This is a genomic window from Pseudomonas sp. S2_H01, from assembly GCF_054668305.1.
Genome location: NZ_CP162756.1, coordinates 1,250,163 through 1,265,129, shown reverse-complemented (window position 1 = coordinate 1,265,129; position 14,967 = coordinate 1,250,163). Strand labels below are relative to the sequence as shown.

General features: G+C 58.2%; 11 protein-coding genes. 2 read left to right on the top strand and 9 right to left on the bottom strand.

Annotated elements, in window-relative coordinates; all coding sequences use genetic code 11:
* Positions 1-38: 38 nt before the first annotated feature.
* The 5 genes from AB4N84_RS05630 to AB4N84_RS05610 all read right to left on the bottom strand — a co-directional run bounded on the left by AB4N84_RS05630 (position 39) and on the right by AB4N84_RS05610 (position 4,874).
* Entirely contained in the window at positions 39-872 is an 834-nt protein-coding gene (locus tag AB4N84_RS05630; RefSeq protein WP_143024463.1) for a hypothetical protein, read from the bottom strand.
* Between the two features lie 60 nt (positions 873-932).
* The gene (locus AB4N84_RS05625) at positions 933-1,934 is read right to left on the bottom strand and encodes an alpha-xenorhabdolysin family binary toxin subunit B (RefSeq protein ID WP_460045537.1); all 1,002 of its coding nucleotides are present in this window, start codon (positions 1,932-1,934) and stop codon (positions 933-935) included.
* 18 nt (positions 1,935-1,952) lie between these two features.
* Positions 1,953-3,182 (bottom strand): alpha-xenorhabdolysin family binary toxin subunit A, encoded by a 1,230-nt coding sequence (locus AB4N84_RS05620; RefSeq protein WP_460045535.1) that lies wholly within the window; start codon positions 3,180-3,182, stop codon positions 1,953-1,955.
* 210 nt (positions 3,183-3,392) lie between these two features.
* Complete coding sequence (locus tag AB4N84_RS05615; protein WP_460045534.1) at positions 3,393-4,190, bottom strand: tetratricopeptide repeat protein; 798 nt, start codon at positions 4,188-4,190, stop codon at positions 3,393-3,395.
* Between the two features lie 3 nt (positions 4,191-4,193).
* Positions 4,194-4,874, bottom strand: coding sequence for a Fe2+-dependent dioxygenase (locus tag AB4N84_RS05610; protein WP_460045533.1), 681 nt, complete (start codon positions 4,872-4,874; stop codon positions 4,194-4,196).
* Positions 4,875-5,067: 193 nt separating this feature from the next.
* Here AB4N84_RS05610 and AB4N84_RS05605 point away from each other — a divergent pair, with 193 nt between their 5' ends.
* The gene (locus tag AB4N84_RS05605; protein ID WP_460045532.1) at positions 5,068-7,317 is read left to right on the top strand and encodes a TonB-dependent receptor; all 2,250 of its coding nucleotides are present in this window, start codon (positions 5,068-5,070) and stop codon (positions 7,315-7,317) included.
* A gap of 187 nt (positions 7,318-7,504) precedes the next feature.
* A complete protein-coding gene (locus tag AB4N84_RS05600) occupies positions 7,505-10,066 on the top strand; it encodes a PepSY domain-containing protein (RefSeq protein ID WP_460046944.1) in 2,562 nt (853 codons plus the stop codon).
* A 989-nt stretch (positions 10,067-11,055) separates the two neighbouring features.
* Here the strand turns inward: AB4N84_RS05600 and AB4N84_RS05595 are convergent.
* The 4 genes from AB4N84_RS05595 to AB4N84_RS05580 are packed head-to-tail and all read right to left on the bottom strand — an operon-like array spanning position 11,056 to position 14,942.
* Positions 11,056-12,030, bottom strand: coding sequence for a peptide ABC transporter ATP-binding protein (locus tag AB4N84_RS05595; protein WP_460045530.1), 975 nt, complete (start codon positions 12,028-12,030; stop codon positions 11,056-11,058).
* Positions 12,030-12,998, bottom strand: a complete 969-nt coding sequence (locus AB4N84_RS05590; protein ID WP_074756064.1) for an ABC transporter ATP-binding protein — start codon at positions 12,996-12,998, stop codon at positions 12,030-12,032. Before AB4N84_RS05590 ends, AB4N84_RS05595 begins: the two co-directional genes overlap by 1 nt.
* Before the next feature lie 10 nt (positions 12,999-13,008).
* Positions 13,009-13,920, bottom strand: a complete 912-nt coding sequence (locus tag AB4N84_RS05585; RefSeq protein ID WP_074756062.1) for an ABC transporter permease subunit — start codon at positions 13,918-13,920, stop codon at positions 13,009-13,011.
* 11 nt (positions 13,921-13,931) lie between these two features.
* The gene (locus AB4N84_RS05580) at positions 13,932-14,942 is read right to left on the bottom strand and encodes an ABC transporter permease subunit (RefSeq protein WP_460045529.1); all 1,011 of its coding nucleotides are present in this window, start codon (positions 14,940-14,942) and stop codon (positions 13,932-13,934) included.
* Between the last annotated feature and the right edge of the window lie 25 nt (positions 14,943-14,967).

The following is a 14,967-nucleotide window of genomic DNA, read 5'->3' as shown; positions in this document are numbered from 1 at the left end:
GCCCGCGAGTGATCGCGGGTTTTTTTGTGCCCGGAATATCAGTGCCGCGCCGTTAGCTCGGCCTCATTCAGGGAAGGGATGGCAAGTTCCACCATCAACTGGAAATCGGCCCTGGAGATTGTGGAAAACAGCGTGCTGAACTCCCTCAAAGCAGTGCTCTGCATGCTCACCAAACGCGTGAATCCTTCACTCAGTTGCTCGGTGGCTTGAATCAGACTCTGCTGCTGTTGGGCGATTAGCGTGATCTCGGCGTTAAGGGCAGCGGTATTCGTATCGCCCTGGTTCTGATCGGGTTTATTTTTGCGGATGTACGTTTCAAGGGCGCCGCGCATGAAGTCCATGAAACGCGGCAGGATTTCCCGATTGTTCTGATGCAGTTGATTGAGAGTACCTGCGGCGCTTTCGAACGTCATATAGGTCTGCGACACCCTGGTTTTCATCTGCTGAGCAAATGGCCAGGCAGGTCCTACCGTGAGGACCAACAGCTTGCCCTCCAGCAAAAAAGGCTGTTTGCGCAAGTCGAGGCTTGAAAGAGGGGCTCTACGTTCTGCGGCAGGCATGGACGCAAGCGTGGCTTCAAAGATGGCATTGAACTGACGGATATCAGTATTCAGCCGTTGCTGATCATGGAAAGCGCGAGGGTAAATTGGGGAGAGGTCGGGCCACTGTGTCAGCCGGTTACTTGCGAGCCAAAGCGTCTCGTTGAGTGCCGGTTGATAAACCGTCAAAAACCGCGGGTCAGTGGCGATCCCCAACCGCTTTATTATCCGATCCGCTTGCTGCGGCAAATTAACGAGCGTCGTACGATATTGATAGAGCACATCGAACTGTCGGAAAGAAATGAGTGCGTCCTGCATGGTGATGGTTTCCATGTGCACCGGCGACAACGACGGTCCCTTGGACCGCCATTGTCCGGGTCATGAGCTTGGCGTTTAACGCACGGTCTCAAGGTAGCTGATCAGCGCCTGCGCTGTGTTGACGAAGCGGCTTTCCTTGTCATCATGATCTGCATTTTCGTTCGAGACCAACCGGTCGAATTGTTCGACGGAGTGCTTCACTTTTACCAGTTCATGGGTGACTGAAATGTACTCGGCATACAGGTTGAGAACCGAGTCAACCAGCACGATTTTGTGTCCGCTTTCCGTTTGCTTTTCTTCTACGCGACCACGCACCTCTGTCTCGACTTTAATCTTGGCGATGACACGTTCCCGCTCCTTGTACATCTCCAGATAGTTGAGATTTCGCCCAATGCCTTCCAGCACCTTTTGCATGTGCGCAATGGCAAGCTTGACCAGCTCTGCTTCTGGCGGACTCACACCCAGGGTGTTCACGCTTTCTGCGGACAGCAATGCGTCTTTGGCGATATCGGTAAACCCGGTTTTTTCCAGCGGTAGCATGCCGTCGGTGAGCGTCTTACGCTCGATTTCAAGGGTTGCCATCCGGCTGTCGATCGCCGTGATCTCGTCATCGAAGCCTTGGGCGTCAGCTTTCAGCCCCGGTGTATAGGAGATGAGCTGTTCGGTGTTCAGCGTGAGGCCCTCTAGCTCGGACACCTGTTTTAGCAGCAGGCCGAGATAGTCCTTGTATTTTTTCTCCGCCGTACCTAGTTCGAGCTCACGGAGGTGCAGGTTATCGTCCTGATCCTCACTGTCCGTCAACTGAGGGTATTCACTGCGCAGTTTATTGAGCTGCTTCAGCGACCTGGTCAGGTGGATAATCACTGTCTCCGTGTGGCTGCGAATGTTCGTGCGGCCGAGGGAAGCCGTCTTGTACAGTTTTGCCCATTGGGTCTGAACGCCAGGAAGAAACGAGGTAACACTGAACGCATACCGGGCAGCCGCGTCCAGTTTGATCATCTGGGCCAAGCTGTTGTTCAGCTGCGAAGCATCGGGATAGGAGAATTCGATTTCACTGTGGATGTTATAAATATTCATGATGTAGTCACTGATTAATTAATAAGAATTTTTGAGGTCTTTGGCCATCTCTGCATCGGCCTCTGCGAAGACGCTCAACAGTTGATCGGCCTCTTCGGCAATCAGCTTCCAGGGGGCAACGACTTGTTCGAAGTGGTAGACAAACAGAGTGGCTCGCATGGCATCGTCAATGCGTTCCGACTCTTCCCTGGATTGCAGGGCGTAGGTGTGAAGTTTGTTCCAGAGCGTGATCAGGTTTTTGGTGGCGCAGTCTGCTTCGATGGTCAGCATTTCCAGATCTTGCAAATCGGCTTTGATATAGCCTAATCGACCGAGAATGAGGTCCATCTCGTACATGTTATTGATCTTCTGGTCGCGCTTGCTTTTGAGATCATTTCGCTCTTTGCGGATTTTCTCCGCCTCGACCCCGAAGTAGATCGCCATGCCCAGGCCTACAACATTCAGGCCTGCCGCAGACTCCAGCGATGACATGACGGTTTTCTTGTAGGCGGCACTCTTTTCGTCGATTTCCTCATTGAGGTTATCGATTTCCTTCTGAAGTTTTACAATGTTCGCCTTGAGCGGAGAGTTCTCGATGGCTACTAACTGAAGCGCAATCGCGGGACGAACCTCATTCGACAGGTCGTCGCCGTAGTTCGCCAGATCATCTTTCAACTGTCTGGTACGCGCTTCATGATCGGTAACTTTGGCAATGATCCTGTCCAGCAGGTAGCCGAAGTCGATCGCTGCGTCTGCGTCGTCTGCATCGAATTCGATGCCTGGAAACGCGTCGCCCATTTCGATCTGAACACGTTTCAGATCTTCCAGCGTCTTGATGCCCAGCTGACGTAATGTCTGGGCGCTTTTAATGTCGGCAATAATGCTCTGGAAAGAATCGCCATACGTCAGCATCTGCGCAGCAAAGACTTTGAGCTCTCCACTCACATTTTTTACGCGGTGTTGTAGAGGGTTCCAGCGCAGTGCGTGATTGCGAACGACGGTAAAGCACCGTGCAAAATCGGCAGGCGCCAATCCCGGGCCAGCGATGGTGTTGCTGCCATACCCCAGGTAAGCAATAACCTTGCTGATCTCAGTAGGCAAGTTCAGCGCTTTCTTTTCATAACGATGAAGATCAATGATCTGATCTTTTGTGAGGATCAAACCTTTGGGACGGACACTGTTTTCCAATGTTCCCAAAGACGCTTGCATCAGCGTCTCTGACGCCGTGACGGTCTCTTCTATTGCGTCGGGCTGGGTAGAAGTATTCATGTTCAGCTGTCCTGTCTGAGTCATTAACAAGCCTTCCTGGCTTGGTGTAAAGCATGCGATTTAACAACGAGTGAGTTGTTATTAAGAAGAGTAGGGCGGGGCGTTAAAGCGTGTCAAAGGTAGAGTCTGGTCCGGATATTTCAATGTTTCAATACAACACGCTTCGCCGGCGTGTGCTGGCCTGCGCAGAAGTAACAGCCTGTGTATCTATCAGGCTGTGGTCTTCAAGATTTCGTTCAGGGCCATCTGATCCTGCCTATCACCGATTATCGACGCTTGGTGGTAATACTCGATTGCCAGCGCACGGATTTCCGGTTGAGCGGCCGACATTAGCGTTTCACGGCTCACTCGCAGAAAATTAAGGTTGCCGATGCGTAACGCGGTTCGAAGCCAGGTGATGGCCTCTTCAATATGCCCTTGTTCGGCCAGGACGGCAGCGTGGCTGAACTGGCCGCGGAAATCGCCACCTTCTGCCGAGCGTCGGTACCAGTCGTGCGCTGCGGGCAAATCCCGCTCACAGCAGAGGCCTTCCTCGAGGTATCGCCCCAGCAGATTCATCGATTTCGCATGACCCATGTGCGCGGCCTTGCGGTAACAGGCGAGCGCCCGCGCTTGATCCTTGTTCACGCCGCGACCGGTCGCCAGCAGGTTTGCGTAGTTATAAAAGCCCCAGTCGAGTTCGGCTTCGGCCGCCTGTCGATAGCACTCGGCAGCCTTGACTATGTCGGGTTCGCATCCCCATCCGTGCTCATGGCAACGCCCGGCCATATTGATCGCCATGGCGTGGCCGCTGCGGGCGGCGATCTGGAACCAGGTCAGCGCCAGCGCGGCGTCCTGCTCGATGCCGCTGCCATCGAGCAGGATCTGCCCGAGCAGGGCTTGTGCGTCTGGCATGTTCTGCTGAGCGGCGATGAGGATCGCGCGCGCTGCGCTGGCAGGGTTGTCCTGCAGCATCGCGCGCAGTTGTTGGCCATCGAGTACTTCCTGACGTCGCAGATTCCAGCTCATCAATCAGACCTCGACCCACTGGCGCAGCAGGTTGTGATAGGTGCCGGTGAGTTGGATCAGCGACGGATGATCGGGCACGTCGCGGCTCAGTTGCTGAATCGCGGTGTCCATCTCGAACAACAACGTGCGATGGCCGTCGTCGCGCACCAGGCTCTGGGTCCAGAAGAACGAGGCGTAACGTGCGCCCCGCGTCACGGGATTGACCTTGTGCAGGCTGGTCGCGGGGTAGAGCAGCAGGTCACCTGCGGGCAGCTTGACCTGTCGAGTACCGAAGGTGTCCTGAATCACCAGTTCGCCGCCGTCGTAATCGTCCGGGTCGCTGAAGAACAATGTCGAGGACAGGTCGGTGCGCACGCGTTCGACACTGCCCTTGGCCTGCCGTACCGAATTGTCGATGTGAAAATCGAAACTGCCACCGCCGGTGTAACAGTTCACCAACGGCGGAAACACTTTGTGCGGCAGAGCGGCCGACATGAACAACGGGTTATGCCACAACCGTTCGAGCATCGCCGTGCCGATCTCTTTGGCCAGCGGATGACCTTCGGGCAGTTGCAGGTTGTGCTTGGCTTTTACCGACTGGTGGCCGGCGGTGATCTTGCCGTCCGCCCACTCGGTCTGCTCCAGGGCTTCGCGGATGCGCTGCACTTCCTCACGGGTAAACAGGCCAGGAATGTGTAAGAGCATGGCGTCGCCACTCAGAATCGAAAAGGTAGCGAATGGTAGTGATTCTTATTGGCTGTGTAAAACCCTGCGGGCGCGCGTAGACGGACGAGTGTGAAAAAGCCGTAAAGGGAAAATGTAAAGAATGTAAGTTTTATGCGAATACAAATGATTCCCAACTATATTCCGCGGCCTCAACATTCCTTGGGGAAGGAAAATGTCGCGCCAATCACAATCAACATCCGTATCGTCTCAGCGCTCGATCGCAGGCGCAGTGGGCGTCGCCATTGCTGCGATGTCTGCCGCGCATATGGCTCAAGCCGCAGAGGCCACCCAGGACAAAGCGCTGAGCCTCGGGGCCACCACCATCGATGGTGAGCAGGACACTGGTTACAAGACTGAAGAGTCCGCTTCGAAGAAGTACACCGCTCCGCTGCGTGAGACGCCAAAAAGCGTTACGGTGATTCCACAACAAGTGATTCGCGATACGGCTGCGACCAGTCTGGCTGATGCATTGCGCACGACCCCAGGCATCACATTTGGCGCAGGCGAGGGTGGCAACCCGAATGCAGACCGCCCGATCATTCGTGGTTTCAACGCCGAAAGCGACGTGTTCATCGATGGCATGCGCGACGTTGCCGCTCAGAGCCGCGAGATTTTCAACGTTGAGTCCGTTGAAGTAAGCAAGGGGCCGGGCTCTGCGTTCACGGGTGCCGGTTCGACCGGTGGCAGTCTGAACCTGGTCACCAAGGGCGCTCATCTGGGTGATGCCTACAATGGGGGTTATACCTTCGGCTCTGACCAGACCCAGCGCTATACGCTGGACGTCAACCAGCAGATGACCGACACCTCCGCGGTACGCCTGAACCTCATGAAGCACGACGCCAACGTGGCGGGGCGTAACGACGTAGATGTGAGCCGTTGGGGCTTTGCGCCGTCCTTCGCCTTCGGTCTGGGCACCGACACCCGAGTGAAAGTGGATTACTACCACCTCACCACCGATGACATGCCTGACTACAGTATTCCGCTGACCAACACCACTGGTCGCAGCAAATATGTCGTCGACAAACCGGCTCACGTCAATGAGAACAATTTTTACGGCCTGACCGACCGCGACTACCGCAAGAGCGTGAACGACAGCGGTACTTTTCGGATCGAACATGACCTGAACGACAGCCTGACCCTTTCAAACAGCTTCCGCATGTCGCGTTCGACGCTGGATTACATCGTCACCAACCCGGATGACAGTCGTGGCAACGTTGCTAATGGCCTGGTGTCGCGTTCGGCTAAAAGCCGTAACTCCACTTCCAGCGGCTTCGTCAACCAGACCGACCTTCAGGCTAAATTCAACACCGGCTTTGTCGAGCACAGCCTGGTCACAGGTCTCGAATTCTCCTATCAGGACACGCACAATCGAGGCTATAACGTTCTAACCGCAACGGGCGGCACCATTGGCTCAACCTGCAATGCTGCCTTGTTGAGGTCCGGTGATTGCACAAGCCTCTACGACCCTACACCAAAAGATGCCTGGAACGGCACCATAACCGATAGTCTGGCTTACACGGATACCGACACCAAGACCAGCGCGGCCTACGTGTTCGACACGCTGAAATTCAATGATCAGTGGTCGTTGAACCTTGGCTTGCGCTATGACGATTACGACGTGACGTCGAGCGGGTACAGCACGGGTGGACGTGGCTCGGTGGCCGGGACGTTCAGGCGTGAGAACACCAGCCAGCTCTGGAACTACCAGGTGGGCCTCACCTACAAACCGCTACCTAATGGCAGTATCTACGCGGCGTGGTCAACGTCGAGCAACCCGTCAGGCGAAACCAGTGGCAACGGTGGTCTGGAACTGGCGGCGAACAATACCGACCTTGATCCAGAAAAGAACCGCAACTATGAGATCGGCACCAAGTGGGACTTCTTCGACGACAACCTGTCGCTGACTGCAGCGCTGTTCCGTACCGAAAAGACCAATGCCCGGATCACGGATCCTGACAACGCGACCTTCCAGGTGCTCGATGGTGAGCAGCGCGTCGATGGTCTTGAGTTGACTTACAGTGGCAACATCACCAGCAAGTGGAAGGTGTACGGCGGTTACACGTACATGGAGAGCGAAATCGTTAAGGCCAGCAGTGCCGCCGACGAAGGCAACCATATGCCTAGCACGCCGCGTAACAACTTCAATTTCTGGTCCACCTACGAACTGATGCCCAAGCTGACGGTAGGCGGTGGCGCCACCTTCGTCGATTCACGTTTCGGTAACGAGGCCAACTCGGTGGAGGTGCCGTCCTACTGGCGTTACGACGCTATGGCGACCTACGCATTGACCAAGAATGTTGACCTGCAACTTAACGTGCAGAACCTGACTGACAAGCGTTACTACGATCAAGTGTTCACCACTCACTATGCGCATATGGCCGCTGGCCGCACTGCTCTTATGAGCGCCAGCTTCCACTTCTAACCGCACGAGGAACAACTGAGCCCCGCTTGCTTTGGTAAGTGGGGCTTTTTGTGTGAAGGGCCGTCAGGTGCCACCGCCTTCGGTGTGTCTGAATTGATACCGAATACAGAATCATATACGGATGAGAATAACTGTTGTTTGTGCGCATAATGCGCGTCGCTACGGGTTATCGAGGTGATCGAGGGTGTTGAAGAAAGTCCTGTTTCAGGTGCATTGGTTCTTCGGAATCACCGCTGGTCTGGTGTTGGCCTTGATGGGCATCACTGGCGCGCTGTATTCGTTCGAGGACGAAATTGTTGATGCGCTCAACCCCGAGACGCTGTTCGTTCAGCCGCAGGGCAATCACCTTTCGCTCGCTGAAATGGTCGCCAGGGTCGAGGCTCAGGCCCACGATAAAGTGTCCATGTTCCGCATCGAACCTGACAGTAACCGGATCGCCCAGGTCTGGTTTCAGCCTGCGCCGGGCCAGCGTCGTGGCGAGATGCATAACTTCAACCCCTACACCGGCGAGTTCACCGAAGACGCGGTGGGGCAGGACTTCTTTGGCTTCATTCTGAACCTGCACCGCTTTCTGGCGGCGGGTGAATACGGCAAGCAAGTGACGGCAGCCTGTACCCTGATTCTGGTGTTTTTCTGCCTGTCCGGTCTGTACCTGCGCTGGCCGCGTCAGGCACTGAACTGGCGCGTTTGGCTGACGCTGGATTGGGCGAAGAAGGGACGCAGTTTCAATTGGGATCTGCATTCGGTGTTCGGCACCTGGTGCCTGATCATTTATCTGCTGCTGGCCGTCACCGGTTTGATGTGGTCTTACGACTGGTTCAGCAACGGTGTGACCAAACTGATTGGCGATCCGCCTGTCGCCGGCGAACAGCGTCGGGGTGGTGGCGGTCCGCGTCCGGCTCCTGGCCCGCGGGACGCTGCACCCGTTCAAAGCGCAGCGGCGGATTACGCGGCGATCGCAGACACGGTCCAGAAAACCGCTGGCCCCGATCTCAAGGCCTACAACCTGCGCATGCCGCAGGGGCCGGGACAAATGGCGACCGTTTTTTATGTGCTCAAGGACGCGCCGCATCCACGGGCGCTGAACCAGATCACCCTCGATCCGGCCAACGGACAGCTCAAGGCCGTTTCTCGCTATGCAGATAAAAGCTACGGCGCGCAGCTGTTGGTCAGTAACTACTCGCTGCACACCGGCAGCTATTGGGGGCTCCCTGGCCGCATCGTGATCACGGTCGCGGCGCTGCTGATGCCGCTGTTTTTCATCACCGGCTGGTTGCTGTACCTGGATCGCCGTCGCAAGAAGCGTGAAGTCCGCGCTGCGCGTGGCGAAGTGTCAGCAAGCCCGAGTGGCTATGGCACTCAGGGGCCGGCGTGGCTCATCGGCTTCGCCAGCCAGAGCGGGTTTGCCGAGCAACTGGCCTGGCAGACCGCCGGGCAACTGCAATCGGCCGGACTGCCGGTGCGTGTGCAGCGCCTGTCAGACATGACCGAGCAGGATCTGAACCAGAGCCGCAATGCGCTGTTTGTCGTCAGTACCTTCGGTGACGGCGAAGCACCGGACAGCGCCCGTGGTTTCGAGCGCAAGCTGCTGGGGCGGCCGCTGTCCCTGGAAAACCTCAATTACGCCGTACTGGGACTGGGTGACCGGCAGTATCAGCATTTCTGCGGTTTCGCCCAGCGTCTGCATGTCTGGCTCGGCGAGCGTGGCGGCAGCACCTTGTTTGCGCCGGTGGAGGTGGACAGCGGCGACAGCACGGCGCTGCAACACTGGCAGCAACAGCTCGGTGAACTCACAGGTTCCAAGCCTGCGGCGGCGTGGAAAGCACCGGATTACGAGCACTGGACGCTGAGCCAGCGCGACCTGTTGAACCCGGACAGTGTGGGGTCGAAGGTGTTTATGCTGGGCCTGACGTCGGGCGCCGGGACGGGCTGGGAAGCCGGGGATCTGGTCGAGGTCCTGCCTCGCAATGCGCAGTCCGCGGTCGAGCAGTTCCTCGCGGGGCTGGGCATCGCGGCCGACACGCAGGTCAACGTCGACGGCTTGAACGAAACCCTGGGCCAGGCCTTGAGCACTCGCCAGTTGCCTGCCAATCGCAGCCACCTGGTCGGTCTGCACGCGCAAGCGCTGGTAGATGCGTTGGTCCCGCTGGCGATGCGGGAGTATTCGATTGCGTCGCTTCCTCAGGGCGGCGCGTTGCAGTTGATTGTGCGTCAAGAGCTGCATCCGGATGGCGGTCTTGGCGTGTGTTCCGGGTGGTTGACCGAGCACGCTGCAGTGGGCGCTTCGATCAGCCTGCGGGTTCGCCGCAACAGCAGTTTCCACCTGCCGAGCGACCCGGCACCGATGATCCTCATCGGTAACGGTACAGGGTTGGCGGGATTGCGCAGTTTGCTCAAAGCACGCATCGCGCAGGGCGAACAGCGGAACTGGCTGCTGTTCGGCGAGCGTAACGCCGCACACGATTTCCATTGCGCCGATGAGTTGAACGGCTGGCTGGCGCGTGGTGATCTGGCGCGGATGGACCTGGCGTTCTCTCGCGATCAGGCTGAAAAAGTATATGTGCAGGACCGGCTCCGTGAGGCCGCCGATGAGTTGCATCGTTGGCTGGCGGACGGCGCGGTCATCTATATCTGCGGCAGTCTGGAAGGGATGGCGGCGGGTGTGGATGAAACATTGAAAGCCTTGATCGGTGAAGAGGGCGTCCAAGCGCTGGTTGAGCAGGGGCGGTATCGGCGGGATGTTTACTGACTCGGGCCGGGCGGTATCGCTGTTGCTGTGGGAGCAGTCAGAGATTACGACGGCCGCGAATGCGGTGGGTCAGAGCCTTCGTTGGTGCGTGGCACAACGCATTCGCTGCCGTCGTAACCTCCGACGTCTCCCACACGTCCTTCATCAACCTGCAGCCGTGCGGCAGCCCAAGAACTGCTTTCGCTCTTCTTTCTGGCTAACGGCAGAACTGTTTCGCCTGCGTTCAGCCTGCACCCAAGTCGCGTTTGTGGTGTCTGGACTGTCGCGTACAAGAGCAACGTGGGCTGGAGCTAACACTCCTCGCATTCTTGATTCGTGTATCAATTGTCTGCACGCCCACCCAAACTGTAGGAGCGCGCTTGCCCGCGATCTGCCGGGAACCGGCAGCAAATCCGGTGCATGCGGTATGTCAGGCATAATTGAGGCGCCTGATTTTGCTACCGCTGCGCGGTAGATCGCGGGACAAGCCACGCTCCTACAGAGAAAGCGTCAAACTGATGGCCCTGCTCCTGCTCCTGCTCCTGCTCCTGCTCCTGCTCCTGCTCCTGCTCTTGCTCTTGCTGTTGATTTTGATCTTCTACATCTATGGCCCAGACACCACAAAACGCGACTTGGGTGCAGGCCAAACGTAGACGACGCGGAGTGGGTCGAGCGGCATGGATGCCGCGAGAGCGCCGTCAGGGCATGGATGCCCGTTCGGCGCGGGCCCACGGAGTGTCGTCGGAGTGCGGGAATCCGACGAAGTCGGACCAAACCAGGAGCAGGGCCTTTTTGGTTACTTTTTCGGCTCTTGGAAAAAGTGACCCGCTGTAAGAGCGGAACCGTAATCAGCCGTTACCGCAGAAACGGATATACACACAATCCCAAACCCCAAACCCCAAACCCCAAACCCCAAACCCCAAACCCCAAACCCCAAACCCCCCAGCCATAAAAAAAGACCGCTACGCTCACACGCAACGGCCTTTCTTCACTCAGCAATCAGCAGCACATCACGCCACAAACTGCTCCGCGTAATGACACGCCACCTGACGGTTATCCACCGTCCGCAGTTCGGGAACCTCCGCACTGCAGCGCTCTGTCGCATACGGGCAGCGCTTGTGGAACGCGCAACCCGATGGCGGGTTCAGCGGGTTAGGCAACTCACCCACGATCTTGATCTTCGGCTTCGAAGGATCCGGATGAATCGTCGGCGTGGCCGACAGCAATGCCTGGGTGTACGGGTGCAGAGGGCGGTTATAAATCTCCTCCTTCGGACCCATCTCGGCCGGGCGGCCCAGGTACATCACCAGCACCGTGTCCGCAACATGACGCACCACAGCCAGGTTGTGCGAGATGAACACATAACCGGTGTTGAACTCCTGCTGCAGGTCCATGAACAGGTTCAACACCTGCGCCTGGATCGACACGTCCAGCGCGGAGGTTGGTTCGTCCGCCACCAGCACTTTGGGTTGCAGCATCATGGCGCGGGCCAGCGCGATACGCTGACGCTGACCACCGGAGAACATGTGCGGGTAGCGCTGATAGTGCTCAGGACGCAGGCCGACCTGCTTCATCATGGCCTGCACTTTCTCGCGACGTTCGGCGGCCGACAGGCTGGTGTTGATCAGCAGCGGTTCGCCCAGTTGATCACCGATCTTCTGGCGAGGGTTCAGCGACGCATACGGGCTCTGGAACACCATCTGCACGTCTTTGCGCAGTTGCTTGCGTTGTGCCTTAGTGGCGCCGGTCACTTCCTGGCCGGCGATTTTCAGGGAGCCCGACGACGGCTCCTCGATCAGGGTCAAAGCGCGGGCGAGGGTGGATTTGCCGCAGCCGGATTCACCGACGACCGCCAGGGTCTTGCCGGCTTCCAGTTCGAACGACACACCGTTGAGTGCGCGCACGGTGGCGTGGGGTTTGAACAAACCACGGGATACATCGTAGTGACGGGTGAGGTCACGGGCGGTCAGTACGATTTCGCTCATTACGCCACCTCCTGATTCAGCGGATAGAAGCAGCGCACGATGCTGTGGGCTTTAGGGTCCAGAGCAGGGCGCTCCTGGCGGCATTTTTCTTGAACGTAAGGGCAGCGCGGCGACAGCAGGCAGCCGCTCGGACGGTCGTAACGACCGGGAACAATGCCCGGCAGCGTCGACAGTCGCTCAGCACCCATGCTGTGCTCGGGAATCGCCGCCAGCAGGGCTTCGCTGTACGGGTGCGCAGGCACGTCGAACAGGCCTGGGACCTGACCGACTTCCACTGCCTGACCGGCGTACATCACGCAGACACGCTGAGCGGTTTCGGCCACGACCGCGAGGTCGTGGGTAATGAGCACCAGCGCCATGTCCTGCTCTTTCTGCAGGGCCAGCAGCAGGTCCATGATCTGGGCCTGAATGGTCACGTCGAGTGCGGTGGTGGGTTCGTCGGCGATCAGCAGCTTTGGCTCGCCGGCAATCGCCATGGCGATCGCGACACGCTGGCTCATGCCGCCCGACAGTTGGTGCGGATAGGCGTCCAGACGCTGTGCGGCGCCCGGGATTTCAACCTTCTGCAACAGTTCCAGCGCGCGCTGGTGGGCGGCTTTGCCCGACAGGCCGAGGTGCTGCTTGAGGACTTCCTTGATCTGGAAGCCCACGGTGTAGCTTGGGTTCAACGCGGTCATCGGGTCCTGGAAGACCATCGACAAGTCCTTGCCGACGATCTGGCGACGCTGACGCGAGTTGAGCTTGAGCATGTCCTTGCCGTCGAAGATCAACGAATCAGCGGTGACGATGCCAGGGTGATCGATCAGGCCCATCAGCGCCATCATGGTCACGGATTTACCGGAGCCCGATTCACCGACGATTGCCAGGACTTCGCCTTTGTCCACGGCCAGGTCCAGGCCATCGACGACCGGCGTGGCGGTGGCGTCGCCGAAGCGGACGTTCAGGTTTTTGATTTCTAAAAGTGGCATTCGGACGTCCTCAGGCGGCGTTCTTGAGTTTCGGGTCGAGCGCATCGCGCAGACCGTCGCCCATCAGGTTGATTGCCAGCACGCTGAGCAAAATGGTCAGACCGGGCAGGCTCACCACCCACCAGGCGCGTTCGATGTAGTCGCGGGCCGAAGCGAGCATGGTGCCCCACTCAGGCGTTGGCGGTTGTACACCCAGACCGAGGAAGCCCAACGCCGCAGCGTCGAGGATCGCCGAGGAGAAACTCAAGGTCGCTTGAACGATCAGCGGTGCCATGCAGTTTGGCAGCACGGTGATGAACATCAGGCGCGGCAGGGTGGCGCCGGCCAGACGGGCAGCGGTCACGTAGTCGCGGTTCAGTTCGCCCATGACAGCCGCACGGGTCAGGCGCACATAAGATGGCAAGGACACGATCGCGATGGCGATCACGGTGTTGATCAGGCCAGGGCCGAGGATCGCGACAATGGCAACAGCCAGCAGCAGCGAAGGCAGGGCCAGCATGATGTCCATCAGGCGCATGATGGTCGGGCCGAGGATTTTCGGGAAGAAACCGGCCAGCAGACCCATCAGGATCCCCGGAATCAACGACATCACCACCGACGACAGACCGATCAGCAGCGACAGGCGCGAACCCTGGATCAGACGCGACAGCAGATCGCGGCCCAGTTCATCGGTGCCCAGCACGAACTGCCATTGGCCGCCTTCGAGCCAGACCGGTGGGGTCAGCAGGAAGTCGCGGTATTGTTCGCTCGGGTCATGCGGCGCGACCCACGGGGCGAAGATGGCGCAGAAAACGATCAGCAGCATGAATGCCAGACCGGCCACTGCGCCCTTGTTCTTGGCGAAATGCTGCCAGAACTCTTTGTATACGGACGGGTAGAGCAGGCTTTGATCGACTGCTACTACGGGAGTAGGTGTGCTCATAAAAAGTGATCTCAGCGCTGGTGACGAATGCGTGGGTTGGCAAAGCCGTAGAGGATGTCCACCACGAAGTTGACCAGAATCACCAGGCAGGCGATTAACAGGATGCCGTTCTGCACGACAGGGTAGTCACGTGCGCCAATGGCCTCGATGAGCCATTTGCCGATACCCGGCCAGGAGAAGATCGTTTCGGTCAGGACTGCACCGGCGAGCAGGGTGCCCACTTGCAGGCCAAAAACTGTCAGTACCGGGATCAGTGCGTTGCGCAGGCCGTGAACGAATACCACGCGAGCCGGCGACAGGCCCTTGGCGCGAGCGGTACGCACGTAGTCTTCACGCAGGACTTCGAGCATCGAGGAGCGGGTCATCCGGGCGATTACCGCCAGCGGGATGGTGCCCAGCACGATGGCCGGCAGAATCAGGTGATGCAGCGCATCGAGGAAAGCGCCCTCTTCATCGCTGAGCAAGGTGTCGATCAGCATGAAGCCGGTCTTGGGCGGAATGTCGTACAACAGGTCGATACGACCCGATACCGGGGTCCAGCCCAGCGATACCGAGAAGAACATGATCAGGATCAGGCCCCACCAGAAGATCGGCATCGAGTATCCCGCAAGCGAAATACCCATGACCCCATGGTCGAAGAGGGACCCTCGTTTTAACGCTGCGATCACACCGGCCAGAAGCCCGAGGATGCCCGCGAATATCAACGCCGCAATCGACAGTTCCAGGGTTGCCGGGAACAGCGAGGTGAATTCGGACCACACGCTCGTGCGCGTACGCAGCGATTCGCCGAGGTCGCCATGGGCGAGCTTGCCGACGTAGTCGATGTATTGCGCATAAAGGGGTTTGTTCAGGCCAAGACGTTCCATGGCTTGGGCGTGCATTTCCGGATCGACCCGGCGTTCACCCATCATGACTTCGACCGGGTCGCCCGGAATCAGGCGAATCAATGCGAAGGTCAGCAAGGTGATGCCGAAGAAGGTGGGTATTAGCAACCCCACTCGGCGAGCGATAAAACTAAACATCTTCTCGTGTACCTCATCTGCCGGT